General features: G+C 71.2%; 21 protein-coding genes. 5 read left to right on the forward strand and 16 right to left on the reverse strand.

The annotated features are described in order from the left end of the window. Positions 1-2: 2 nt before the first annotated feature. On the reverse strand, positions 3-1127 hold the full coding sequence (gene recA / locus AC5P1C_RS02630) for a recombinase RecA (RefSeq protein WP_493863984.1): 1125 nt from the start codon (positions 1125-1127) through the stop codon (positions 3-5). A gap of 382 nt (positions 1128-1509) precedes the next feature. On the opposite strand from recA, the gene AC5P1C_RS02635 reads away from it, so the two are divergent. Beyond that, positions 1510-1725, forward strand: a complete 216-nt coding sequence (locus tag AC5P1C_RS02635) for a hypothetical protein (protein WP_493863985.1) — start codon at positions 1510-1512, stop codon at positions 1723-1725. Here the strand turns inward: AC5P1C_RS02635 and AC5P1C_RS02640 are convergent. Further along, positions 1719-3065: an AI-2E family transporter gene (locus AC5P1C_RS02640; RefSeq protein ID WP_493863986.1), complete on the reverse strand. Its 1347-nt coding sequence runs from the start codon at positions 3063-3065 to the stop codon at positions 1719-1721. The two genes, AC5P1C_RS02635 and AC5P1C_RS02640, sit on opposite strands and share 7 nt — an antisense overlap. Before the next feature lie 102 nt (positions 3066-3167). Then, entirely contained in the window at positions 3168-3362 is a 195-nt protein-coding gene (locus AC5P1C_RS02645) for a DUF3046 domain-containing protein (RefSeq protein WP_493863987.1), read from the reverse strand. Between the two features lie 79 nt (positions 3363-3441). Here AC5P1C_RS02645 and AC5P1C_RS02650 point away from each other — a divergent pair, with 79 nt between their 5' ends. Continuing rightward, positions 3442-4413: a hypothetical protein gene (locus AC5P1C_RS02650; protein ID WP_493863988.1), complete on the forward strand. Its 972-nt coding sequence runs from the start codon at positions 3442-3444 to the stop codon at positions 4411-4413. On the opposite strand, the gene AC5P1C_RS02655 is transcribed toward AC5P1C_RS02650, so the two are convergent. From AC5P1C_RS02655 to AC5P1C_RS02670, 4 genes are all read right to left on the reverse strand, one after another. After that, complete coding sequence (locus tag AC5P1C_RS02655; RefSeq protein ID WP_493863989.1) at positions 4384-5583, reverse strand: PucR family transcriptional regulator; 1200 nt, start codon at positions 5581-5583, stop codon at positions 4384-4386. The two genes, AC5P1C_RS02650 and AC5P1C_RS02655, sit on opposite strands and share 30 nt — an antisense overlap. Positions 5584-5702: 119 nt before the next feature. After that, a complete protein-coding gene (locus tag AC5P1C_RS02660; RefSeq protein WP_493863990.1) occupies positions 5703-6011 on the reverse strand; it encodes an AzlD domain-containing protein in 309 nt (102 codons plus the stop codon). Further along, entirely contained in the window at positions 6008-6820 is an 813-nt protein-coding gene (locus tag AC5P1C_RS02665; protein WP_493863991.1) for an AzlC family ABC transporter permease, read from the reverse strand. The genes AC5P1C_RS02660 and AC5P1C_RS02665 overlap by 4 nt, the downstream gene beginning before the upstream one ends. Then, positions 6805-7782 carry an AraC family transcriptional regulator gene (locus tag AC5P1C_RS02670; protein WP_493863992.1) on the reverse strand — a complete coding sequence of 326 codons (978 nt, stop codon included), beginning with the start codon at positions 7780-7782 and terminating at the stop codon, positions 6805-6807. Before AC5P1C_RS02670 ends, AC5P1C_RS02665 begins: the two co-directional genes overlap by 16 nt. 79 nt (positions 7783-7861) lie before the next feature. On the opposite strand from AC5P1C_RS02670, the gene AC5P1C_RS02675 reads away from it, so the two are divergent. The 3 genes from AC5P1C_RS02675 to AC5P1C_RS02685 all read left to right on the forward strand — a co-directional run bounded on the left by AC5P1C_RS02675 (position 7862) and on the right by AC5P1C_RS02685 (position 14501). After that, positions 7862-12562 carry an ATP-dependent helicase gene (locus tag AC5P1C_RS02675; RefSeq protein WP_493863993.1) on the forward strand — a complete coding sequence of 1567 codons (4701 nt, stop codon included), beginning with the start codon at positions 7862-7864 and terminating at the stop codon, positions 12560-12562. 173 nt (positions 12563-12735) lie between these two features. After that, the gene (locus AC5P1C_RS02680; protein ID WP_493863994.1) at positions 12736-13545 is read left to right on the forward strand and encodes an Fpg/Nei family DNA glycosylase; all 810 of its coding nucleotides are present in this window, start codon (positions 12736-12738) and stop codon (positions 13543-13545) included. Positions 13546-13601: 56 nt separating this feature from the next. Further along, complete coding sequence (locus AC5P1C_RS02685; RefSeq protein WP_493863995.1) at positions 13602-14501, forward strand: SDR family NAD(P)-dependent oxidoreductase; 900 nt, start codon at positions 13602-13604, stop codon at positions 14499-14501. Here AC5P1C_RS02685 and AC5P1C_RS02690 read toward each other — a convergent pair. From AC5P1C_RS02690 to AC5P1C_RS02730, 9 genes are all read right to left on the reverse strand, one after another. Beyond that, positions 14449-14814, reverse strand: a complete 366-nt coding sequence (locus AC5P1C_RS02690) for a hypothetical protein (RefSeq protein WP_493863996.1) — start codon at positions 14812-14814, stop codon at positions 14449-14451. The genes AC5P1C_RS02685 and AC5P1C_RS02690 overlap by 53 nt on opposite strands. A gap of 311 nt (positions 14815-15125) precedes the next feature. Next, positions 15126-15596, reverse strand: coding sequence for a Dps family protein (locus AC5P1C_RS02695; RefSeq protein WP_493863997.1), 471 nt, complete (start codon positions 15594-15596; stop codon positions 15126-15128). 204 nt (positions 15597-15800) lie between these two features. Beyond that, positions 15801-16175 carry a helix-turn-helix domain-containing protein gene (locus tag AC5P1C_RS02700; RefSeq protein WP_160507571.1) on the reverse strand — a complete coding sequence of 125 codons (375 nt, stop codon included), beginning with the start codon at positions 16173-16175 and terminating at the stop codon, positions 15801-15803. A 109-nt stretch (positions 16176-16284) separates the two neighbouring features. Continuing rightward, positions 16285-16869: a CinA family protein gene (locus AC5P1C_RS02705; protein WP_493863998.1), complete on the reverse strand. Its 585-nt coding sequence runs from the start codon at positions 16867-16869 to the stop codon at positions 16285-16287. Beyond that, the gene (gene pgsA / locus AC5P1C_RS02710) at positions 16866-17579 is read right to left on the reverse strand and encodes a CDP-diacylglycerol--glycerol-3-phosphate 3-phosphatidyltransferase (protein ID WP_493863999.1); all 714 of its coding nucleotides are present in this window, start codon (positions 17577-17579) and stop codon (positions 16866-16868) included. The genes AC5P1C_RS02705 and pgsA overlap by 4 nt, the downstream gene beginning before the upstream one ends. After that, positions 17576-19090, reverse strand: coding sequence for a 30S ribosomal protein S12 methylthiotransferase RimO (gene rimO, locus AC5P1C_RS02715; RefSeq protein WP_493864000.1), 1515 nt, complete (start codon positions 19088-19090; stop codon positions 17576-17578). The genes pgsA and rimO overlap by 4 nt, the downstream gene beginning before the upstream one ends. Positions 19091-19156: 66 nt before the next feature. Continuing rightward, complete coding sequence (locus tag AC5P1C_RS02720; RefSeq protein WP_493864001.1) at positions 19157-20044, reverse strand: helix-turn-helix domain-containing protein; 888 nt, start codon at positions 20042-20044, stop codon at positions 19157-19159. A gap of 189 nt (positions 20045-20233) precedes the next feature. Continuing rightward, positions 20234-23008: a DNA translocase FtsK gene (locus AC5P1C_RS02725; RefSeq protein ID WP_493864002.1), complete on the reverse strand. Its 2775-nt coding sequence runs from the start codon at positions 23006-23008 to the stop codon at positions 20234-20236. 159 nt (positions 23009-23167) lie between these two features. After that, positions 23168-23851 (reverse strand): response regulator, encoded by a 684-nt coding sequence (locus AC5P1C_RS02730; protein ID WP_160507566.1) that lies wholly within the window; start codon positions 23849-23851, stop codon positions 23168-23170. Positions 23852-24073 lie beyond the last annotated feature (222 nt).

Consider the following 24073-nt stretch of genomic DNA (forward strand, 5'->3'; position numbering starts at 1 on the left):
GATCAGCTCTTGGCCGCGGCGGCCTTGGGCTTGGTGGCCTTGGTCGCCGGTGCGGGCACCGTCTTGGCGGCGTCCTCGGCCGCGTCCCCCGCGTCCTTGGCCGGCTCGGCTGCGGGCTCCTCCGCCGTCGGCTTCACGCCGACGCCCAGCTTCTCCTTGATCTTCTTCTCGATCTCGTCGGCGAGATCGGGGTTGTCCTTGAGGAAGTTGCGGGCGTTCTCCTTGCCCTGGCCGAGCTGGTCGCCCTCGTACGTGTACCAGGCGCCGGCCTTGCGGACGAAGCCGTTCTCCACGCCCATGTCGATCAGGCCGCCCTCGCGGCTGATGCCGTGGCCGTAGAGGATGTCGAACTCGGCCTGCTTGAAGGGGGGCGCGACCTTGTTCTTGACGACCTTGACGCGGGTGCGGTTGCCGACCGCGTCCGTGCCGTCCTTCAGGGTCTCGATGCGGCGGATGTCGAGCCGCACCGAGGCGTAGAACTTGAGCGCGCGGCCACCCGTCGTGGTCTCCGGCGAGCCGAACATCACGCCGATCTTCTCGCGGAGCTGGTTGATGAAGATCGCGGTGGTCTTGGACTGGTTGAGCGCGCTGGTGATCTTCCGGAGCGCCTGGCTCATCAGGCGGGCCTGCAGACCCACGTGCGAGTCGCCCATCTCGCCCTCGATCTCCGCGCGCGGCACCAGGGCCGCGACGGAGTCGATGACGATCAGGTCGAGCGCACCGGAGCGGACCAGCATGTCGACGATTTCCAGAGCCTGCTCGCCGTTGTCCGGCTGGGACAGGATCAGGTTGTCGATGTCGACGCCCAGCTTCTTCGCGTACTCGGGGTCGAGTGCGTGCTCGGCGTCCACGAAGGCGACGGCGCCGCCCGCGCGCTGTGCGTTCGCCACGGCGTGCAGCGTCAGCGTCGTCTTACCGGAGGATTCCGGTCCGTACACCTCCACCACACGGCCGCGCGGGATGCCGCCGACGCCGAGCGCGACGTCGAGCGCGGTCGACCCGGTGGGGATGACCTCGATGGGGTCGTTCGGCCGCTCGCCCATGCGCATCACTGCGCCCTTGCCGAATTGCCGTTCAATCTGTGCGAGCGCGGCTTCGAGCGCCTTCTCGCGGTCGGTTCCTGCCATGGGTTCCACCCGATTTGCTTGTGTCGATCGCTTCACGTCAATGACGCTAGCGCCTGCCACTGACAATCCGCCCCGACGCCCGTCCGGCCTGTGGATAACTCGAGGCGATCGCCCCGCCGAAATCCGCCGGAGCCCCAGGGATCCCCCGCGAAAACCCCGGGAAAACGCCGCCAGGCAACCTATAAGAATGGATGTTCGATTTTGGTGTCAAGCGCACCACGCGGCTCCACCGAGACTACGGAAGGGTCCGGTCCGCCGGGCGCACAGAGCCTCTCCGCCCCTCCGCGTCGCGCTCCCGCACCCCGATCTACTCCCCCGGGCGTCGTGAGCGGCCTTCGGCCGGACGACGACCGGCCTGCGCCTTCGCACCAGGCTTGGCCGCATGGAAAGTGCCCGCCCGACGGCCTCCGCCGCCGCCCTGTGGCGCTCGGCGCGCCCCGCCGAACGCCTCTGCTGCGCGACCGGCGCCGCCCTGATCCTCTCGGGCCTCGCGCATCTGCTGGTCTTCGCGGTCGACGGCGGGCCGGGTCGCTGTTCTCGGCGCCGAGGTCTGGGGAATCGTCACCTACTGACGTCCACTACTGATGTCCGCTACTGACGTCCACCCGAGCCCGAATCGGGGCCGGGGCCCGACTCGGAGCCGGGGCCTGAAGTGGAGTCAGGATCCGAGCCCGCGGCCTCCTCCGCCGCGACCTCCGCCTCCGACGACGCCCCCGGCTGGTTCGGCCCCCGCAGAGCACGCCGCACGCGCGAGAGGAGGGATGCTCCGCCCCTGCGCCGGTGCCCGTGGACCCGCGGATCGTCCGTGACGTCGTACCGCTTCACGTACGCCCCCAGGAAGGCCTGCAGGGTCGCGATCGCCGGGATGGAGATCAGGGCGCCGACCGCGCCGAGGAGTGCCGTGCCCGCGATGACCGACCCGAAGGCGACCGCCGGGTGGATGTCCACGCTCTTGGCGGTGAGCTTGGGCTGCAGCACGTAGTTCTCGAACTGCTGATAGACCACTACGAAGATCAGCACCCACAGCGCGTACCAGGGATCGACCGTGAAGGCGATCAGCATCGGCAGCGCGCCCGCCAGATACGTGCCGATCGTGGGGATGAACTGCGAGACCAGGCCGACCCACACCGCGAGCACGGGCGCGTACGGCACGTCGAGGGCTTCCAGCAGGACGTAGTGCGAGATCCCGGAGATCAACGCCATCAGGCCGCGCGAGTAGATATAGCCGCCGGTCTTGTTGACCGCGATCTCCCAGGCGCGGAGCACCTCGGCCTGGCGGGCGGGCGGCAGCACGGAGCAGAGCGCGCGCCGCAGCCGCGGTCCGTCGGCCGCGAAGTAGAACGAGAACAGCAGGACCGTCAGGAGCTGGAAGAGGCCGCCGAGGACCTGCGCCGACACGTCCAGGACACCGCTTGCGCTGTTCTGCACGTACTTCTGGAGCCAGTCCGAGTGGACCAGGCTGTCCTGGATCTCGACCCGGGAGAGCTCCGTGTGGAACGTCTGGTTGATCCAGCTGATGACGTCGTCGAGATACTCGGGGAAGTCCTCGACCATCTCCACGATCTGGCCCGCGAGCATCGAACCCATGAGCGTGACGAAGCCCGCGCTCACGATCAGGACGCCGAGGAAGACCAGGAAGGTGGCGAAGCCCCTGCGCAGCCCGCGCGCGGCCATCCAACTCACCGCCGGCTCGACCGCGAGCGCCAAGAAGAACGCGATCAAGATGTTGATCAGCAGCCCGGTCAGCTGATGGAAGGCCCAACTGCCCAGCTGGAAACAGGCGATGAGCGCGAGTGCGAGCACCATGGCGCGCGGCAGCCAGCGCGGCATCCTGGCGGCCCGCCCGGTCTCCGCCCCGTTCGGGGGCTGTGCGGGCGGCGTCGTGCCGAGCGGAGCTACGTCCTGAGTGACCTGCGCGGTCTCGTCTGTCGATGACACGGGGCCAGTCTCGCCCACGCCACGGACATTCAGCCGCCGACCCCGCATCTTCACGCTCACCGGCGCCCGGGACGGGCGCCCGAGGCGGCGGACTGTCCGCGATCAGCGCCTGTCGGCCGGTACGTCCATCGCCGCGCACACCGCGCGCCAGACGTCCTTGGCCTCCCAGCCCGCGTCCAGCGCCTGATGCACCGTGCGCCCGCCGAGCTCGGCCATCACGTGATCACGAGCGAACGAATCGGCGTATCCCTGTCCGAAGTGGGCCGCCATCCGCTCCCAGAAAACCGTCAACCGCATGCGTTCAGTATCGCGCCCTTGAGAGTGCAGCCGGACGCAGGGGGCTCACCGAAGGCGCTTTCCGGCCTACGGTCTGTACATGGCCGAAACCGGAGCATCCCCGCACGCCGCGCCCTCGCCGGTCGCACGCGCCGAGCACTTCGTCTGGCTCACCGCGCGCGTCCTCGAACAGCGGCGGTTCGCGTACCACTTCCTGAGCGGCAGGGGCGGCAGCGGCGCGAGCGGCACCGACGCCGACCCGGCGGCGGACGCGGTCGAGACCGCCCTGGCCGCGTACGCCACCGAGGACGGCGGCTACGGTTACGCGCTCGAACCCGATCTGCGCGGACCCGTGAGCCAGCCCCTGCACACCGGGCACGCGCTGCGCGTCCTGGACTCGATCCGGCGCTGCGGCGGGCAGCGGGTGGAGCGCGTGTGCCGCTATCTGACCTCGGTGTCGACGCCCGACGGTGCCCTTCCGGCGATCCATCCGAGCCAGCGCGGCTACCCCTCGGCGCCGTTCGTGCCCGTGGTGGACGATCCGCCGAGCGAACTCCTCGCCACCGGCCCCGTAGTGGGCCTGTTGCACCGCAACGAGGTGTGGCACGCCTGGCTGTTCCGGGCCACCGACTTCTGCTGGGCCGCCGTCGAGTCGCTCGAGAAGTCCCATCCGTACGAGATCGAGGCGGCCGTCGCGTTCCTCGACGGAGCCCCCGACCGCCCGCGCGCGGAGGCGGCGGCCGACCGGCTCGGCAGGATCGCGAGGGAACAGGGCCTCGTGGCGCTCGACCCCGAGCAGGTGGACGCGTATCCCGTGGCGCCCGGATACGCACCGGGTGAGCACCACTTCGCGCACGACTACGCGAAGGCACCCGAGTCGCTCGCGCGCGCGTGGTTCACCGACGAGGAGATGGCACGCTCCCTGGACTTCCTCGAGCGCGAGCAGCAGGAGGACGGCGGCTGGCCCGTGCGGTGGCGGCAGTGGGCGCCGACCACCGCACTAGAAGCGCGCCCGATCGTCACCATCGAGGCGCTGCGCACGCTACGGGCGTACGGACGGTCCATCGCCTGACTGCTGTTCCTCGGCCTCCCTCAGCAGCAGTGCCGCGATGGCGAGCGCCGTGCCGCGCGGCGTCGACAAGTCGATACCGGTGCGTTCGTCGATCTTCGCGAGGCGGTTGTCGACGGTGTTGGGGTGCAGGCCGAGGGCGGCGGCGGTCGCCCTGCGCTCCTGCTGATGACCGAGGTGGGTACGCAGCGTCTCCAGGAGCTCGGGCCTGTCGGCCACCGGGTCGAGCAGCGCGGAGATGAGGTGGCTGCTCTCGTTGCGGCGGGAGAGGTGGTACTCCAGGAGCACGTCGTCCATGCGGTGCAGTCCCGGAGGCATCCCGCACGCGCGCGTGATGCGCAGGATCTCGGTGGCGGTACGGGCCGCGTCGGTCACGGCCTCGGGCCCCGCGGCATCCACGGCGGCCACGCGCACGGGAAGCTCGCAGGCCTTGCTGAGGCGGCGCGGCAGGTCTTCGGGGGGCCTGCACTCCTTGGGCACGATGACCCGGCCGCCATCGGCCTCCAGAAGTGCGAGCACCTCCAGGTCGAAGGCGTGGTCCAGGGCGGTCTGCACGCGCCGCAGCCGCCGTCGCACCGACACGGGGCCTTCGGTCGGCGCCTCGTCGAAGCCGACCGCGAGGACGAGGACGGGCCCCGCCAGGCGCAGTTGGTCGAGCAGCACATGGCCGGGCGGCACCATGCCGTCGAGCAGACCGCGGACGAGGGAACTGCGCTGGGCGCGCTGCTCGGCCTCCAGGGCCGAGCGCTCGTCCAGATAGGTCTCGGCCACGGCACCGACGACCGCGGGGTGCGACTGCAGCAGCACGTCCACGAGTTCGAGCAGGGCCGCTTCCTCCCCGGGGCGTGCCACCTCGCGCAGCGCCTGCCACAGGACGTAGACACCCAGGGCGTGCGTACGCAGCAACAGGTGCAGCGGCATGCCCTCTTCCGCGCGCTGCGCGGCCCGCTCCCGGAAGAGGCGGTGGCTGCCGGGCTGATCGATGACGCGGCGCAGGAAGAGCCGCACTCCGTGACGTGCGGTCGCGGCTATCTCCAGGTCCTTCACGTCGTCGGGGAGCTCCGCGTAACCAGGCAGTTCCTCGAACGACTCACGGGCCATCCTGCGGGCCAGTTCATTGACCCTGGGCTCGCACCGCGCGGCGAGTGACCTGGCTTCGGAGGACAGCGTCACGAGGTCTCCTCTCCAGGGGCGGGGCCACGGTTGTGACGCGTCACATTACCCACGGGGCCTGTACGTGACGGGAGCGGGCGTTTCGGGGCCACAGAGACCGGCAGGGGCAGCGGCAGCGGTCAGCCGGTGAGCGCCCGCACCCCCGCGGTGACGGCCACCGCCGCCCCGATGACGACCAGGAACGGGGCGCGCAGCAGCAGCGCCACGGCTGCCGCCACGAGCCCCAGGGCCTTGGCGTCGAGTTCCAGGACGCGCCCATCGGCGAAGGCCTGCTGGGCAGTGAGCGCGGCGAGCAGCGCCACGGGCAGCAGGGCCGCCATGCGCTTGACGAGCGGGCGCTCCAGGGCGCCCACGGGCACCAACAGGCCCGCGAGCTTCACGAGGTAACAACCGACGAAGGTCACGCCGATCGCGATCCAGATGTTCAACGGTCTTCCTTCTGGGCGTCGTTCGGGACGTCACTCCGGGCATCGTTCTGTTGGGCGTTGTCGGTGCGTGCGCCTTCCTGGGCGGCGGCCTTGCGGCCCTCTACGTAGAGCACGGCCGGCACGGCGAGCGCCGCCACCAGGACCGGCACCCCCGCGGGCAGCACAGGCAGCAGGCCGAGCCCCAGGACGACCGCGATCGCCGCCACGGCCCGCTCCGTGGTCGTCCGCAGCATGGGTGCGAGCAGCGCGAGGAAGACCGCGGGCCCCGCGGCGTCCAGCCCCCAGGCGTCGGTGTCACCGATGGCCTCGGCGCCGAGCGCACCGAGGAACGTGGTGAGGTTCCACAGCACGTAAAGGCTCAGTCCGGTGACGGTGAAGCCGATGCGGGCAGCTCGCCGTGTCGGCTGTGCGAGCGAGACAACGGTGGTCTCGTCGATGACCCAGTGGGCGGCGAAGGGGCGCACCGCGCGCGGGAGGGCGAGGAGTTGCGAGAGCCGCAGTCCGTAGAACGCGTTGCGTACGCCGAGGAAGAAGGCGCCCGCCGCCGCGGTGAACGGGTTCCCGCCGCCCGCGAGCGCCCCGACCAGCGCGAACTGCGAGGCCCCGGTGAAGACCAGCAGGCTGAGCGCGCAGGTCTGCAGCACGGTGAGGCCGCTGCCCGCCGAGGTCACTCCGAAGGCGAAGCCGGAGAGCCCTACGGCGATCCCGACGCCGAGGGCGTCGCGGACCACGGCGGCATCGGGCTTCTCCGGTGCCCGGGGGGTCTGGTCGTCGTGCTCGATCATGCCTGGAGCTATGTCTGGAGCCATGTCTGCGGGTGTCGTCTGTTCTGCCACACGCCGGACGGTACGAGCAGGGCCGATTCCCCGTCTTGTACGTTCTTGCGCCCGCGTTCTCGTACGTCCTCGGGCCCGCGGTCTCGTACGTTCTCGCGCCCGCGGTCTTCTGCGTGCCTTCGCTCGCGCTGGTACGCCCCGGGCGGCACCCCGACGATCCGCGCGAAGTGCCGGTTCAGGTGCGGCTGGTCGGTGAAGCCCACGGCGACCGCCGCCTCCGCGGGCGCCGTCCCCGCGTCCAGGAGGCGCCGTGCGGCGCGCACCCGCGCGTCGGTGAGCCACGCGTGCGGAGGCATCCCGTACACGTCGCGGAAGGCCCGGAGCAGGGCGAAGGGGCCGGTTCCCAGGTCGCCGGCCAGCCGCTCCAGGCTCGGCGGGTCCACCAGCCGCTCCTCCAGGACGGCACGCGCGCGTGCCGCGGTCCTGGCACCCGCCGTGCGCACGGCACGCTGAGGGACGGGCCCGCCGTTCAGCCGCAGCAGTCGGGTCACCGCCACCCGCAGCAGGGTGTCGGCGGCGAGCGCGTTGCCTTCGTCCGCGGCGCGCAGCACCCGGTGGACGAGGGTCACGGCGTACGGGTCCTCGAGCACCGGACGGACGAAGCCGGGGGTTCCGCGGATGCCGGTGGTCTCGGCGGCGATGGCGGCGACCAGATCCGGCGAGGGGTAGACCGCCGCGTAGCGCCAGCCCTCGGGCGCTCCGGCCCGGCCCGTGTGCGTGGTGTCCGGGTTGATCAGGGCGAGCGTTCCGGGCCCCGCGTGCTGATCGGCGCCGCCGTGGTGGAAGACGTCGACGCCCTCGGCGATCGCCGCGATCACGAAGTGCTCGTGGGTGTGCCGCACGAACGTCTTGTTGATGTAGTGGGCACGCAGCAGGTCGACCTCGGGCAGCTCCGCGTACCGCCAGTGCCGTGCCTGCTCCGCCGAACCTGCCATGACCCCATTCTGCGCCAGCGACGCAAACCCTTTTCCGCAGGTCGGCGCCGTTGTCAGTGGCGGGGTGCACGATGGGGTCATGGTCAGGTCCGCATCCAGTACTCCCGGCGCCCCCGGCGCCCTCGATGGGTTCTCCCCCGCGACCCGCAGCTGGTTCACGGGGGCTTTCTCCGCGCCCACGTCCGCGCAGGCCGGGGCGTGGAAGGCCATCGGTGAGGGCTCGGACGTGCTGGTCGTCGCGCCCACCGGCTCGGGCAAGACGCTGGCCGCGTTCCTCGCCGCCCTCGACCAGCTGGCCTCGACCCCGCCGCCCGCCGACCCCAAGAAGCGCTGCCGGGTCCTGTACGTGTCTCCGCTGAAGGCCCTCGCGGTCGACGTGGAGCGCAATCTGCGCAGCCCCCTGACCGGCATCCGCCAGGAGTCCGTGCGCCTCGGGCTCCCCGAGCCCGAGGTGCGCGTGGGCATCCGCTCGGGCGACACCCCGCCCGCCGAGCGCCGCGCCCTGTCCACGCGCCCGCCGGACATCCTGATCACCACACCCGAGTCGCTCTTCCTGATGCTCACCTCGGCCGCGCGGGACGCCCTGACGGGCATCGAGACGGTGATCCTGGACGAGGTGCACGCGGTCGCGGGCACCAAGCGCGGCGCCCATCTCGCCCTCTCCCTGGAGCGGCTCGACGAGCTGCTGCCCAGGCCCGCCCGCCGCATCGGCCTGTCGGCGACGGTCCGCCCGGTGGACGAGGTGGCGCGCTATCTGTCCCCGCAGCGCAGGGTGGAGATCGTCCAGCCGGCGTCCGGCAAGGAGTTCGACCTGTCGGTGGTCGTGCCGGTCGAGGACCTCGCGGAGCTTGGCGGCTCCCCGGTCGCCGACTCCGACCAGGGCGCCGAGCGCCCCTCGATCTGGCCGCACGTCGAGGAGCGCATCACCGACCTCGTCCAGGCGCACCGCTCGACGATCGTCTTCGCCAACTCGCGCCGCCTGGCGGAGCGCCTGTGCAACAGGCTCAACGAAATCGCGTACGAACGCGCGACGGGAGAGCCCCTCCCCGAAGACCACTCCCCGGCGGAGTTGATGGCCGAGTCGGGCGCGGCCAAGGGCGCCCCTCCGGTCCTCGCCCGTGCCCACCACGGCTCGGTCTCCAAGGAACAGCGCGCACTCGTCGAGGAGGACCTGAAAGCGGGTCGCCTGCCGGCCGTCGTCGCCACGTCCAGCCTGGAGCTTGGCATCGACATGGGCGCGGTCGACCTGGTGGTCCAGGTGGAGTCACCCCCCTCCGTGGCCTCCGGCCTGCAGCGGGTCGGCCGGGCGGGACACCAGGTGGGCGCGGTGTCGACCGGTGTCGTCTTCCCCAAGTACCGAGGGGACCTGGTGCAGGCCGCCGTGGTCACCGAGCGAATGCGGACCGGCTCCATCGAGTCGCTGCGCATCCCGGCCAACCCGCTGGACGTCCTGGCGCAGCAGCTCGTCGCGACGGTCTCCCTCGACACCTGGCAGGTCGACGACCTGCTGGCCCTGGTCCGCCGTGCCGCCTCCTTCGCGTCGCTCCCGGAGTCGGCGTTCACAGCCGTCCTGGACATGCTCGCGGGCCGCTATCCGTCGGACGCCTTCGCGGAGTTGCGCCCCCGCGTGGTCTGGGACCGCATCGCCGGCACGGTCACCGGGCGGCCGGGCGCGCAGCGCCTGGCGGTCACCTCCGGGGGCACGATTCCCGACCGCGGCCTCTTCGGGGTCTTCCTCGCCGGCGCCGACCCCAAGAAGGGCGGAGGCCGCGTCGGTGAGCTCGACGAAGAGATGGTCTACGAATCCCGGGTGGGCGACGTCTTCACGCTCGGCACGAGTTCGTGGCGCATCGAGGACATCACACGCGACCGCGTACTCGTCTCCCCCGCCCCCGGCGTCCCCGGAAGGCTCCCCTTCTGGAAGGGCGACCAGCTGGGCCGCCCGCTCGAACTGGGCCGTGCCGTGGGCGCGTTCCTCCGCGAGGTCGGCTCCCTGTCACGTGACGACGCGCGCGTGCGCCTCCTTGCCGCGGGTCTGGACGACTGGGCGGCCGACAATGTCCTGACGTACCTCGCCGAGCAGCGCGAGGCCTGCGGCCACATCCCGGACGACCGCACGATCGTGGTCGAGCGGTTCCGCGACGAACTGGGCGACTGGCGGGTCGTGGTGCACTCCCCGTTCGGCGCGCAGGTGCACGCCCCCTGGGCCCTGGCCCTCGCCTCCCGGCTGACCGAGCGGTATGGCATGGACGCCCAGGTCATGCACGCCGACGACGGCATCGTGCTGCGCCTGCCGGACGCCGACCTGATGGGCCTGGACCTGCTCGACCAGGAACCCGCCGACCAGCCCCTGGGGTACGACAGCGACCAGCCCCCCGTAGGCGCGGGAGACGTCGCCTTCGACAAGGGCGACGTCAATCAGATCGTCACGGACCAGGTGGGCGGCTCGGCCCTGTTCGCCTCGCGCTTCCGCGAGTGCGCCGCCCGAGCGCTGCTGCTGCCGCGCCGCAGCCCCGGAAAGCGCACGCCCTTGTGGCAGCAGCGCCAGCGCGCCGCGCAACTGCTCCAGGTGGCCAGCGAGTTCGGCTCGTTCCCCATCGTCCTGGAAGCGGTCAGGGAGTGCCTCCAGGACGTCTTCGACGTCCCCGGCCTCACGGAACTGATGGGCGACATCGAGTCCCGCAAGGTCCGGCTCGTCGAGGTCACCACCCCCGAGCCGTCCCCGTTCGCCCGCTCGCTCCTGTTCGGATACGTGGCGCAGTTCTTGTACGAGGGCGACTCACCCCTCGCCGAGCGGCGCGCGGCGGCCCTCTCCCTGGACTCCCGCCTCCTCTCCGAGCTCCTCGGCCAGGCCGAGCTGCGCGAGCTGCTCGACGCGGACGTCCTGACGGAGCTCGAGCAGGAGCTCCAGTGGCGCACGGAAGACCGCCGCGTCAAGGACGTCGAAGGCGTCGCCGACCTGCTGCGCCTCCTCGGTCCGCTCACCGACGCCGAGTTGGCCGAGCGCGGAGCCGAGCCCCAGTGGCCGCAGGAGCTGGCCTCCGCCCGCCGCGCGATCAGCGTCCGCATCGCCGGAGCCGACCACTGGGCAGCGGTCGAGGACGCGGGCCGGCTGCGCGACGCGCTCGGCACCGCACTGCCGGTCGGCGTCCCGGAGGCGTTCACCGAGCCGGTCAAGGACCCCCTTGGCGATCTCGTTGCCCGGTACGCACGCACGCACGGCCCGTTCACCTCGGCGACGGCGGCGGCCCGCTTCGGCCTCGGCGTCGCGGTGACCGAGGGCGCGCTGCAGCGCCTCGCCGCCAACCAACGCGTCGTACAAGGAGAGTTCCACCCGGCGGGCATCGGCCAGGAGTGGTGCGACGCGGCCGTCCTGCGCCGCCTGCGCCGCCGCTCCCTGGCAGCGTTGCGGCACGAGCTGGAGCCGGTGCCGCCCGCCGCGCTCGCCCAGTTCCTGCCCCAGTGGCAGCACTTGAGCGGGCACGGCCTTCGGGGCGTGGACGGACTGGTGCGCGCCATCGAGCAGTTGCAGGGGGCCACAGTGCCCGCGTCCGCGCTCGAGAAGCTCGTCCTGCCCTCCCGCGTCTCCGGGTACGCACCGGCGATGCTCGACGAACTCACCGCCGCCGGAGAGGTGGTGTGGGCCGGTGCCGGATCCCTGCCGGGCAAGGACGGCTGGGTCTCGCTCTACCTGGCGGACGCCGCTCCCCTGCTCCTGCCACCGGCGCATCCCCTGGAACTCACCGCGCTCCATCAATCGGTCCTCGACACCCTCTCCGGGGGGTACGGCCTGTTCTTCCGGCAGATCGCCGACCAGGTCCGCGCCACGACCCACCCCGAGGTCTCCGATCCCCAACTGGCCGACGTGATCTGGGACCTGGCCTGGCCCGGAAGGCTGACGAACGACACGCTCGCCCCCATGCGCTCGCTCCTCGGATCGGGCCGCACCGCGGGCTCCACGGCCCACCGAGCCAAGCGCTCCGCCCCCCGCGGGCGCTACGGCACGCTGACGGCCGCCGCCCGCCCCACGTCGCGTACGGGCCCCCCGACCGTGGCGGGCCGCTGGTCGCTGCTCCCCGCCCACGAACCCGACCCCACCCTGCGCGCCCACGCCCTGGCCCGCACTCTCCTGGACCGGCACGGCGTGGTGACGCGTGGGGCGGTCGCGGCCGAGGGGGTCGAGGGCGGCTTCTCGGCGACGTACCGCGTCCTGTCGGCCTTCGAGGACAGTGGCCAGGCACGGCGCGGCTATGTCGTCGAAGGGCTCGGCGCCGCCCAGTTCGCCATGGACGGCGCGGTGGACCGACTGCGCGCGGCGGCGAACGCCCGCGACCGCACGGACAGTTCACCGTCCGCCATGAACTACTCCCCGCGCCCCTCGGACACCCAGGCCATCGTCCTGGCCGCCGCCGACCCGGCCAACGCCTACGGAGCCGCGCTCCCCTGGCCCGATCCGCCGACCGAAGCGGGCCACAAGCCGGGCCGCAAGGCAGGCTCCCTCGTCGTCCTCGTCGACGGCGAACTGACCCTCTACATGGAGCGCGGCGGCAAGACCCTCCTGGCCTGGCCCGCGTCCCCGGAGGACGACACCCCCGCCACCGAGGACGCCCGCCTGCACGCGGCCGCCGAGGCCCTCGCCGCCGCGGCCCGAGCGGGCGCACTCGGCACGGTCACGGTCGAGCGCATCAATGGCGGCTCGGCCCTGACCTCCCCCTTCGCCGTCCTCCTGGAAGGAGCAGGCTTCCACGCCACCCCACGGGGCCTACGCCTGCGCGCGTAGCCCGTGCCACGGAGCCAGTTGCTGGGAGCCCGTGCGGCGCAGCCCGTGCCGTGCCCCCGCTCAACCTCCTCCTCCACGCCCCGCTCGACCCCCTCCTCCACGCCCCGTTCAGCCGCGCCCGCCCCCGGCGCAACCTCACCCGCCCCGAACCCCCACATGCCACCCTGGACCCCATGCCCGAAGGAGACACCGTCCACCAGGCAGCCCGGCGCCTGCACACCGCCCTCGCCGGGCACACCGTCACGCGCTCCGACCTCCGCGTCCCGAAGCTCGCGACCGTAGACCTCACCGGGCGCACCGTTCTGGACGTCACCCCGCGCGGCAAGCACCTCCTCACCCGCTTCGAGGGCGGACTCACCCTGCACTCCCACCTCCGCATGGACGGCTCCTGGAAGGTGTACGCCCCCGGCGAGCGCTGGAGCGGCGGCCCAGGACACCAGATCAGGGCGATCCTCGGCACGGCCGAGCGCACAGCCGTCGGCTACCGCCTGCCCGTGCTGGAACTCCTCCGCACCGCCGACGAGCACAAGGCCGTGGGCCACCTCGGCCCCGACCTCCTGGGCCCCGACTGGGACCCTGACCTGGCGCTCACCAACCTCCTGGCGACGCCGCACCGCCCCATCGGCGAGGCCCTGCTGGACCAACGCAATCTCGCGGGCATCGGCAACGTCTACAAGAGCGAGCTCTGCTTCCTCCTGGGCGCCACCCCCTGGCTCCCCATCGGCGAGCTGGCGGCCGAGACGGCCTCCCGCCTCCCCGCCCTCGCCAAGAAGCTCCTGGAAGCCAACCGCGACCGCCCGGCGCGCACCACCACGAGCCGCGACCGCCAGGGCCAGCGCCTGTACGTCTACGGCCGCGCCCCTCGCCCCTGCCTGCGCTGCGGCACCCCCATCCGCAGTGCCGAACAGGGCGACGGCTCCCGCAGCCGCCCCACGTACTGGTGCCCCACCTGCCAACAGGGCCCCACCGCGACGACCCCCTAAATCCGGCACCCACCCGCTAGTTGACGCCCCGTCAGATCCACCCGTACCGTCCCGTCATGCCCCTCACGGCGTACGACCTCAGCGGACGCACCGCATTCGTCACCGGCGCGGCCAGCGGCATCGGCAGAGCCTCGGCCGTGCTCCTCGCGGAAGCGGGCGCAACCGTCCACTGCGCGGACCGCGACGCCCAGGGGCTCCACGAGACGGCGACGCTTATCAAGACCGCGGGCGGCACCGCACACATCCACCCCCTGGACGTGGCGGACAGGGCCCAGGTCGACCAGGCCGTCGCGAACGCCACCGCGACCACCGGCCGCCTGGACGTCATGGCCGCCATCGCCGGGATCATGCACAGCAGCCCTGTCCTGGAGACCCGCGACGAAGACCTCGACCGGGTCCTGAACATCAACTTCAAGGGCGTCCTGTACGCCTGCCAGGCAGCGGCCCGCGCGATGATCGCGGCGAACACCGACAAGACCCACGAAACCCACGGGACCGACGAAACCCACGGAACCAACGGAACCCACGAGACCCACGAGACCCACGAGACCCACGGGACCGACAAGACCCACGAGACCGACGGCCCACGCCGCACAGGCAGCATCATCACCATGGCCTCAGGCGCCGTGGACACCGGCGGCCCCGGCCTTCTCTGCTACGGCGCGGCGAAGGCAGCCGTCGTCCAGCTCACGAAGACCCTCGCCACCGAGGTGGGCCGACACGGCATCCGCGTCAACGCCGTCGCGCCGGGCTGGATCCGCACCCCCATGACCGACCGGCACGACACTGAGGCCCAGGCGCACACCGAGGGGCTCATGGTCCGCATGTCCCCCCTCGGCCGCGTCGGCGAACCGGAGGACATCGCACACGCCGTCCTGCACCTGGCATCCGATGCCTCAGCCTTCACGACGGGCCAGATCCTCCGCCCGAACGGCGGCGTCGCCATGCCTTGGTGACAGCGCCACCGGCGGCCTGGGCAGCGCCCTTGGCCGCACGCCCCCCGGGCCACCGCAGCGCGCCGTCCGACTGCCCGGCGTGCCTCTCGGGGGCGCCGTCCGACCGCCTGGCGCGCCCCTCGGGCCGGAACACGACCCCCGCACGGGACTTCGGCACACAGTGCACCGGCAGCAGGCTCAGCCCCCATCCCCCTGCCGCGACCGCCCCCTCCAGAACCCCCGCGCCGGGCACGAACGCCAGCCGCAGCACGCCCCACCACCAGAGCGCACCGAGCGCAAGAGCCGGCACCCACCGCACGACTCTCCATGCCACGGCCACCACCTCCGTACGAGGCCGACGCCTGACGCCCGAGATACCCGACCGACGCCCAACGCCCGCTCGACGTTAGACGCCCGGCGGATCCGAGCGGGAGGGCGCACCACAGCGCACACGAGGCACGGCAGCCGCCGCAACCGCCCGAAGTCGCCGCAACCGCCGCAACCACCCGGATCAACCGTTCACCTCACCGGCGAAGCGCCAGCAGCCCTCCGCCTCCGCGATCAGCAGCTCTCCGAGGATCGACCGGGGGTCAACCGCGGATCAATCGCGGATCAACCGGGGGTCAACCGTGGATCGACCAGGGATCAACCGTTCTCCGCCTGGAACATCCAGTGATGCTTCTCCAGATCGGCTGTGATGCCGATGAAGATGTCCTGGCTGACCGGGTCCGCCTCGCCGGTCGCCTCGACCCGCTCCCGCATCCGCGTGATCACCGCACCGAGCGCGTCCACAAGCGTCCCCACCGCGTCCGCGTCCTTGACCCAGCCACCGGCGACCCCCTCGATGCCGCTACTCCGCGCCACGGTCGCCGCACGCCCGTCGGGCGAGACGCCGAGGGTGGACGCCCGCTCGGCCACGGTGTCGGAGTGCGTCCGCGCCGTGTCCACGACCTCGTCGAGCTGCAGATGAACCGAGCGGAACCGCGTGCCGACCACGTTCCAGTGGATCTGCTTGGCCACCAGCGAGAGGTCGACCAGGTCCACGAGCGCCCCTTGCAGGGCGTCCGACACCGTCTTCAGATCCGTATCGGACAGAGGGCTCTTCACGACGTACATCCAGCCTCCAAAGCTCACGAACCCCCGCAATCGAAAATCCCCACCAACAATGGCACACCTGCACCAATTGGGGCATCTCAGGGCAGCCGGACGAACAGCCCTGCAGGAGCCGGCAGACAGACAGAAGCCCCGACCGGTAACCCGGCCGGGGCTTCCACACATCTGAGCGCTCAAGCAGCCGCAGCGTGCACAGTCAGCGCAGCATCACGCGGCGACGACGTCCACCGCCTCTGCAGGCGCCTTGATCGTCACCCGCTCCGGCGGCACACCGCTCACCGAGACGGAATTGAGCATGGGACGAACCGGTGCGCGCACCGGTTCCGTAGCCGCTGCCGACGCAGCCAGTTCGGCGAGAGAGAGCTCATCGCTCACCTCGCGCATGAGCTCGGACATCCGTACGTCAAGCGCGTCGCAGATCGCGGAAAGCAGCTCGGAGGATGCCTCCTTCTGCCCCCGCTCCACCTCGGAAAGATAGCCGAGCGAGACTCGGGCGGACGAGGAGACTTCGCGCAGAGTACGGCCCTGGCGCTGGCGCTGCCGACGCAGCACGTCACCCAGCAGGCGACGGAGCAGAATCATCGGTGGCTCCCTCCTCGGACCGCGTAGCCGCATCCTTCACGCCCCACCGTACCGCCTCGCGCCGCGGCCGTGCGGGGAGCGATGTCGTGTTCACTCAGGGCTGCAAACATCAAGTCCCCCCGTTCTGTTCCGTATCCTGTGCCCGCCCATTCCCGGTACGTTCGCCGGACAGCCGCTCGAGCAGCAGCGTGAGCACGCTCCGTACACTCTCCATACGGATGTCCGCACGCTCACCGTTCAACCGCAGAGCGGCCACTTTCCCCTCAGAGCGAAGCGCGGAACCCGGTCCGCCGACCGTGGAATCCGGCCCGTGGACGGTGGAATCCGGCCCGTCGACCGCCACGAAGACGGTCCCGACCGCCTGCCCGTCCTGCGGATCAGGCCCCGCGACGCCCGTAGTGGCTATCCCCCAGTCCGCGCCCATGACCTTGCGCACACCGGCCGCCATCTGCAGCGCCACCTCGGCATCCACGGCGCCCCGCTCGGCCAACAGAGTGCCGTCGACCCCGAGCACCCCGTGCTTCAGCTCCGTCGCGTACGCGGTCACGGACCCCCGGAACACCCGTGAGGCCCCCGGCACGGCCGTCACCTCGGCGGCCACCAGACCGCCGGTGAGCGACTCGGCGACAGCGAGGGTCTCGCCCCGCGCCCGCAGCAGCCGCAGAACCTCCGCGGCCGGACCGAGGGACGTCACGACGCCGACTCCCGAGTCCCTTCGCCGGAGGCCGCGGCGGAAGCGGCGGCCGCTTCCCGCGCCTCGGCGAGGCCGAGGCGGCGCAGGACGACGGCCTGCCGCACATAGTCGAGCGCGGTCACCACGGTCAGGACGACGGCGACCGCCATCACCCAGAACCGCAGCGTGGCGAGCGGCCCGGTCAGCGCGAGGACGTACATCCCGGCCGCCGTGCCCTGCCAGAGCGTCTTCATCTTGCCGCCGCGACTGGCCGGAATGACACCGAAGCGGATCACCCAGAACCGCAGCAGTGTGATCCCCAGCTCACGCCCGAGAATGACGCCCGTCACCCACCACGGCAGATCGCCGAGATACGAGAGGCAGATCAGCGCGGCACCCATGATCGCCTTGTCGGCGATGGGGTCGGCGATCTTCCCGAAGTCCGTGACCAGGTTGTACGTACGTGCCAGGTGGCCGTCGAACAGGTCGGTGATCATGGCGACGGCGAAGGCCGCCCAGGCCCACGCGCGCCAGGCCGGGTCGTACCCGCCGTCGGCGAGCAGCAGCATCACGAAACCCGGCACGAGCAGCAGCCGGATCACCGTCAGCAGGTTGGCGACGTTCCACACGCTGGCCTGATTGACGGCCGCAGCGCCCAACTTTCCACCGCGCACCGGCTTGGCGCCCTGCGCGCCGGAGCCGCCCGCCGCGGATGCCGGGACTCCGGTCATCTGCGTGCCTCCTCGGCCGGGATCCGGGGCGAGTCCCCCAGAATTTCGCTGTACTCAGCCACCAGGTCCACGCCTTCCGTGCCGACCACCTTTGCCACGACCATACGGCCGACCTGCAGATCGTCCCCACCCGTGGCGCCGGTGAAGCGGATCTGGCCGTCCGTCTCGGGCGCCTGGTGAGCCGCCCGGCCGATCGCGCCGTCCTCGTCGTCCACGGACTCCACGAGCACCTCGACGGTCTCACCGAGACGGTCGTCGGCACGCTGCGAGGTGAGTTCCTCGGCGAGCCGCGAGATGCGCGCGAGCCGCTCGTCGACGACGTCCTGGTCCAGCTTCTTGTCGTACGTCGCCGCTTCCGTGCCCTCCTCGTCGGAGTACCCGAAGACGCCGATGGCGTCCAGCCGCGCACCCGTGAGGAACCGCTCGAGCTCGTCCACGTCGGCCTCGGTCTCGCCGGGGAAGCCCACGATGAAGTTGGACCGCACACCCGCCTGCGGGGCCTTGGTCCGGATGGTGTCCAAGAGCTCCAGGAAGCGGTCGGTGTCCCCGAAGCGACGCATCGCCCGCAGCACGCCGGGAGCGGAGTGCTGGAAGGACAGGTCGAAGTAGGGGGCGACCTTCTCCGTGGAGGTCAGTACGTCGATGAGCCCGGGGCGCATCTCGGCGGGCTGGAGGTAGCTGACGCGCACCCGCTCGATCCCGTCGACGGCGGCCAGCTCGGGAAGCAGCGTCTCCAGGAGGCGGATGTCCCCGAGGTCCTTGCCGTACGAGGTGTTGTTCTCGGAGACGAGCATGACCTCCTTGACGCCCTGCTCGGCCAGCCAGCGCGTCTCGCCGAGCACGTCCGAGGGGCGGCGCGAGATGAAGGACCCGCGGAAGGAGGGAATGGCGCAGAACGAGCAGCGCCGGTCGCAGCCGGAGGCCAGCTTCACCGAGGCGACGGGGTTGGAGCCCAGGCGGCGGCGCAGCGGCGCACGCGGCCCGGAAGCGGGCGCGACGCCTTCGGGCAGATCCTGCGGGATGACGGCGGCCTCGACGGGCCCGTGCCCCGGAAGCGCGACGTCCGCCTGGGCGTCCTGTCGCTCGGCCGGACTGATCGGCAGCAGCTTGCGCCGGTCACGCGGGGTGTGAGCCTCGACGCTGCCGCCGCTGAGGATGGTGTTCAGGCGGGTGGAGATGTCGGAGTAGTCGTCGAAACCGAGGACGCCGTCGGCTTCGGGGAGGGCGTCGGCGAGCTCCTTGCCGTACCGCTCGGCCATGCAGCCGACGGCCACGACGGCCTGGGTCTTGCCGTGCCCCTTGAGGTCATTGGCTTCCAGGAGGGCGTCGACGGAGTCCTTCTTGGCGGCTTCGACGAATCCACAGGTGTTGACTACGGCTACATCCGCGTCTTCGGCGGCCTCGACGAGCTGCCAGCCGTCCGCCTCCAAGCGGCCTGCAAGCTCCTCCGAGTCCACCTCATTACGGGCGCAGCCAAGAGTGACAAGGGCGACGGTACGGCGTTCGGGCATGCTCTCAAGACTACTTTGTCCCTGCCCGGCCCCCCGCCGCGAGGGTCCGGGCTCCCGTCACACCGCTCAGCCGACCTCGGGATCACCCTTGGTGTACGTGAGCCGCTCGACCTGACCGGGGTCGAATTCGCTCTCCACGGCCTTGCCGTTCACGAACAGCTTGATCGCGCCCGCGTCGCCGAGGACCAGGTCGATCTTCTGCTTGTCCTGGAAGGTCTTCGACTTGCCCTCTTCGAGGACGCCGTCGAAGAGCGTCCGGCCGTTGTGGTCCTTGGCCGAGATCCAGCTGCGGCCGTCCGGCGCGCTGACCTTGACCGTGACCTTGTCCTTGGGCGCGCCCGCGATGGCGCTGTCCGACGGGTCCGGCTTGGGGTCGGCCGGCTTGTTCGGCGCCGGCTTCGTGGCGGGCTTGCTGGTGGCCGGCGTGGACCCCTCGGCGACCTGCGACTTCGACCCGTCCGATTCGCCCCCGCCGCTGAACGCGGTGAAGCCGACGAAACCGATCACGGCGACGATCGCCGCCACCATGGCCGCGGTCCAGTTGGGACGGCGCGGATCGGACCTGATCCGCTCGGCCTCGAAGAGCGGCGCCGCCGGGGTGGGCGCGGGCGGGTGCCCGCCGTGCGCCTCGTCGTACCGGGCCAGCAGAAGGGCGGGGTCGATCCCCACGGCGCGTGCGAGCGTCCGGATGTGACCGCGGGCGTACACATCGCCGCCACACCGGGAGAAGTCGTCCTGTTCGATCGCGTGCACGATCGGGATGCGCACCCGGGTGGACGAACTGATCTCGTCGACGGTCAGGCCCGCGTCGATGCGTGCCTGCTGCAGCGTGCGCCCGATCGAGGGCCGGTCGTCAGCCGGGGTCTCGGCTGCCGGACGGTCGTCAGCGGGCAGGTCGTCTGTGGGTCGGTGGTCTGAAGGGCGGTCGTCTTCAGGGGAGTTGCCGATGGACACGGGGGCGCCTTTCGAGCGTGTAGCCACCTGCCGGATGTTCAGTCTAGGGGGGTTCGGAAAAGGTGGGGCAACTGGGCGAGGGACTTTGTACGCCATCGGAATGGCCGGACATCCTGATGGTGGAGCATGGATGCTGCCCCTCCCCTCAACTTGACGTATGCCGAAGGGAAACGGTTGCCTGCCGCTCCCTTACGGGTGAGCCTCCCCGCGGATCACGGCAAGCACGCCATCCAGCTCGTCTCCCTTCACAAGAACGTCACGAGCCTTGGAGCCCTCGCTGGGGCCCACGATGCCGCGCGATTCCATGAGGTCCATGAGCCGTCCGGCCTTGGCGAAGCCGACCCGCAGCTTGCGCTGAAGCATCGACGTGGACCCGAATTGCGTGGAAACCACCAGCTCAGCGGCCTGGCACAGCAGATCGAGGTCGTCGCCGATGTCCTCGTCGATCTCCTTCTTCTGCTTGGTCCCGACGGTGACGTCGTCCCGGAAGACGGGCGCCATCTGGTCCTTGCAGTGCTGGACGACCGCGTGGATCTCGTCCTCGGTGACGAAGGCGCCCTGCATACGGGTGGGCTTGTTCGCGCCCATCGGCAGGAAGAGCCCGTCGCCCTTGCCGATCAGCTTCTCCGCGCCCGGCTGGTCGAGGATGACGCGGCTGTCGGCGAGCGACGAGGTCGCGAAGGCGAGCCGCGACGGCACGTTCGCCTTGATCAGGCCGGTCACGACGTCCACGGACGGCCGCTGGGTGGCGAGGACCAGGTGGATGCCCGCCGCACGCGCGAGCTGCGTGATGCGCACGATCGAGTCCTCGACGTCGCGCGGGGCGACCATCATCAGGTCGGCGAGCTCGTCGACGATCACCAGGAGGTACGGGTAGGGGCTGAGCTCCCGCTCACTGCCCTCGGGCGTCTTGAGTTTGCCCTCGCGGACGGCCTGGTTGAAGTCGTCGATGTGCCGGTAGCCGAACGCCGCCAGGTCGTCGTAGCGCAGGTCCATCTCGCGTACGACCCACTGGAGCGCCTCGGCGGCCCGCTTGGGGTTGGTGATGATCGGCGTGATCAGGTGCGGGATGCCCTCGTACGCGGTGAGCTCGACGCGCTTGGGGTCGACGAGGACCATCCGTACGTCCTCGGGGGTCGCCCGCATCATGATCGACGTGATCAGACAGTTGATGCACGAGGACTTACCGGAGCCGGTGGCTCCGGCGACCAGGATGTGCGGCATCTTCGCCATGTTGGCCATCACGTAGCCGCCCTCGACGTCCTTGCCGAGCGCGACGAGCATGGGGTGGTCGTCCTCGGCGGCGTCCGCGAGGCGCAGCACGTCGCCCACGTTGACCATCTCGCGGTCGGTGTTCGGGATCTCGATGCCGACCGCGGACTTGCCGGGGATGGGGCTGATGATGCGGACGTCGGGGCTGGCGACCGCGTACGCGATGTTCTTGGCGAGGGCCGTGATCTTCTCGACCTTCACGGCCGGGCCGAGCTCGATCTCGTACCGCGTGACCGTCGGGCCCCGCGTGAAGCCGGTGACGTCCGCGTCGACCTTGAACTCGGTGAACACGTTGCTGAGCGAGGCGACGACCACGTCGTTGGCGGCGCTGCGGGACTTGCCGGGGCCGCCGCGCTCGAGGAGGTCGAGCGAGGGCAGCGAGTACGTGATGTCGCCCGCGAGCTGCAGCTGCTCGGCGCGCGGCGGCAGATCCCGCGGCACGTCCGGGGCCGCCTTCGTCAGATCCTTCACGCCGGAGTCGGACGAGGACGTGTCGCGGGACTCCCCCGGCTTCTTGCGGAGCACACCGGGCGGCGGGCTGTCCGTGGCGCGTGCGGTCGGCACCGGCGCGGAGCTCTCCACCGCCTGCCGCTCGTCGCGCTCCCCGGACACGCCCTGTGTGAGGTCGGCGACCAGCGGCGAGGGCGGCATGCCGTGCAGGACGGCGCCGTCCAGGGCGGCAGCGGCGGCGGCCGCCACGTCCACCGCGTCCATCGGCCGGTCCAGGGAGGGCTGTGACGCCCTGCGGGGCCTGCGCCGCCGGGTGAGCGCCTCTTCCTCGGCCTGGTCCGGTGCGTACGCCTCTGGGGCCTCCGTGCGCCGACGCGAGCGGGCGGGCAGCGCCTCGCGCCACTGCTCCTCGTACCGCTCGTCGTCCCCGTAGTCGCCCTCCGCCGCTTCGGGTGCCGGCTGGACGATGCCGAGCTTGGTGCCGAGCAGCCGCAGCCGCTGGGGGATGGCGTTGACGGGCGTCGCCGTGACCACGAGCAGCCCGAAGACCGTCAGCAGAACCAGCAGCGGTACGGCGAGGATCTCGCCCATGGTGAAGATCAGCGGAGTGGACGTGGCCCAGCCGATGAGGCCGCCCGCGTCCCTTATGGCCTCCATGCCGTCCGCCCGGGCGGGCGATCCGCAGGCGATGTGCACCTGCCCGAGCACGCCGATGACGAGCGCGGACAGGCCGATCACGATGCGGCCGTTCGCCTCGGGCTTCTCGGGGTGCCGGATGAGGCGTACGCCGATGACCGCGAGCAGTATCGGGAGCAGCAGATCGAGGCGGCCGAACGCGCCGGTCACGAGCATCTCGACGAGATCGCCCACCGGGCCCCGCAGATTCGACCACGTGCCCGCCGCGACGATCAGCGCGATGCCGAGCAGCAGCAGAGCGAGACCGTCCTTGCGGTGCGCCGGATCGAGTCCCTTGGCGCCTCGCCCTATGCCGCGGAACAGCGCGCCCACGCTGTGCGCGAGACCGAGCCAGAGGGCGCGCGCGAGGCGGTACACACCCCCTGTGGGGCTTGGCGCCGGCTTGGGCGCGGGCTTCTTCGCCGCGGCTTTCTTGGCGGGCGCCCTCTTCGCCGGAGCCTTCTTGGCGGGCGGCTTCTTGGCGACGGCCTTCTTCGCCGGAGCCTTTGTGGGCGCGGCCGCCTTCTTCGCGGGCGTCTTCTTGGCTGCGGACGGACGTGAGGCCATGGGTCTGAGGTTACCGGTGGAGGCGACTGCGGACACGTGTGCCTACTGCTTCACCCGTTGGTGTCGCCCTTGCGGGGGCGGTGAACTGACGGATGTTCACCGCCTCCGCGTCGGCTTTCGCCGGTCCTCGCGTCGGCTTTCGCCGGTCCTCGCGTCGGATCAGCTCTGCGAGGACACCGAAGGCGCACCGCTTCCGGTGCCCGGCTCCAGGGCGTCAAGAGCCCGCCGCAGGCCGGTGAGTTTGCGTTCGAGATGGGCCGCGGTGGCGACGGCGGCGGCATCGGCCGAGTCGTCGTCGAGCTGTTTCGACAGCGCTTCCGCCTGTTCCTCGACGGCCGCGAGGCGCGCGGAGAGCTCGGCGAGCAGCCCCGCGGGCTCCTTGGCGTCACCCGCCGCGGACTTGCCTCCGCCTTCCAGCTGGAGACGCAGCAGAGCTGCCTGCTCCCGCAGTTGGCAGTTCTTCATGTACAGCTCGACGAACACCGAGACCTTCGCGCGCAGCACCCACGGATCGAACGGCTTGGAGATGTAGTCCACCGCACCCGCCGCGTACCCGCGGAACGTGTGGTGCGGGCCGTGGTTGATGGCGGTGAGGAAGATGATCGGGATGTCCCGGGTCCGTTCTCGCCGCTTGATGTGCGCGGCGGTTTCGAAACCGTCCATGCCCGGCATCTGGACATCCAGCAGAATGACCGCGAAGTCGTCCGTGAGTAGTGCTTTGAGCGCTTCCTCCCCGGACGATGCCCGTACCAGTGTCTGATCGAGCGCAGAGAGGATGGCCTCCAGCGCCAGCAGATTCTCCGGCCGGTCATCGACCAGGAGGATCTTGGCCTTCTGCACCATGGCCCGCCCTCCTCGCCCCGGCGGTACACCGGGCGCCGCCCCAGGGGACGACTCCCTTACGCCGTCCGTCCTTGTGCCGGTCATGGTAGCCGCACCCCGCCTGTCGCCACACCCTGTCACCGCGATGTCACTGTGCACGTAGCAGAAACGCGGTGGGAGACCAGAAGGTTCCCCGAATACCGTGGTTCTACACGGCCTCGGCCACACTCTGTCAGCAACTCC

The sequence above is a fragment of the Streptomyces sp. A18 genome (assembly GCF_059026065.1).

Excerpts from the sequence above, each read along its gene's own strand:
- recA (WP_493863984.1), bottom strand. The coding sequence starts at position 1,127 with ATGGCAGGAACCGACCGCGAGAAGGCGCTCGAAGCCGCGCTCGCACAG.
- AC5P1C_RS02635 (WP_493863985.1), top strand. The coding sequence starts at position 1,510 with ATGGAAAGTGCCCGCCCGACGGCCTCCGCCGCCGCCCTGTGGCGCTCG.
- AC5P1C_RS02645 (WP_493863987.1), bottom strand. The coding sequence starts at position 3,362 with ATGCGGTTGACGGTTTTCTGGGAGCGGATGGCGGCCCACTTCGGACAG.
- AC5P1C_RS02650 (WP_493863988.1), top strand. The coding sequence starts at position 3,442 with ATGGCCGAAACCGGAGCATCCCCGCACGCCGCGCCCTCGCCGGTCGCA.
- AC5P1C_RS02665 (WP_493863991.1), bottom strand. The coding sequence starts at position 6,820 with ATGGCTCCAGACATAGCTCCAGGCATGATCGAGCACGACGACCAGACC.
- AC5P1C_RS02670 (WP_493863992.1), bottom strand. The coding sequence starts at position 7,782 with ATGGCAGGTTCGGCGGAGCAGGCACGGCACTGGCGGTACGCGGAGCTG.
- AC5P1C_RS02675 (WP_493863993.1), top strand. The coding sequence starts at position 7,862 with ATGGTCAGGTCCGCATCCAGTACTCCCGGCGCCCCCGGCGCCCTCGAT.
- AC5P1C_RS02680 (WP_493863994.1), top strand. The coding sequence starts at position 12,736 with ATGCCCGAAGGAGACACCGTCCACCAGGCAGCCCGGCGCCTGCACACC.
- AC5P1C_RS02685 (WP_493863995.1), top strand. The coding sequence starts at position 13,602 with ATGCCCCTCACGGCGTACGACCTCAGCGGACGCACCGCATTCGTCACC.
- AC5P1C_RS02695 (WP_493863997.1), bottom strand. The coding sequence starts at position 15,596 with ATGTACGTCGTGAAGAGCCCTCTGTCCGATACGGATCTGAAGACGGTG.
- AC5P1C_RS02700 (WP_160507571.1), bottom strand. The coding sequence starts at position 16,175 with ATGATTCTGCTCCGTCGCCTGCTGGGTGACGTGCTGCGTCGGCAGCGC.
- pgsA (WP_493863999.1), bottom strand. The coding sequence starts at position 17,579 with ATGACCGGAGTCCCGGCATCCGCGGCGGGCGGCTCCGGCGCGCAGGGC.
- rimO (WP_493864000.1), bottom strand. The coding sequence starts at position 19,090 with ATGCCCGAACGCCGTACCGTCGCCCTTGTCACTCTTGGCTGCGCCCGT.
- AC5P1C_RS02725 (WP_493864002.1), bottom strand. The coding sequence starts at position 23,008 with ATGGCCTCACGTCCGTCCGCAGCCAAGAAGACGCCCGCGAAGAAGGCG.
- AC5P1C_RS02730 (WP_160507566.1), bottom strand. The coding sequence starts at position 23,851 with ATGGTGCAGAAGGCCAAGATCCTCCTGGTCGATGACCGGCCGGAGAAT.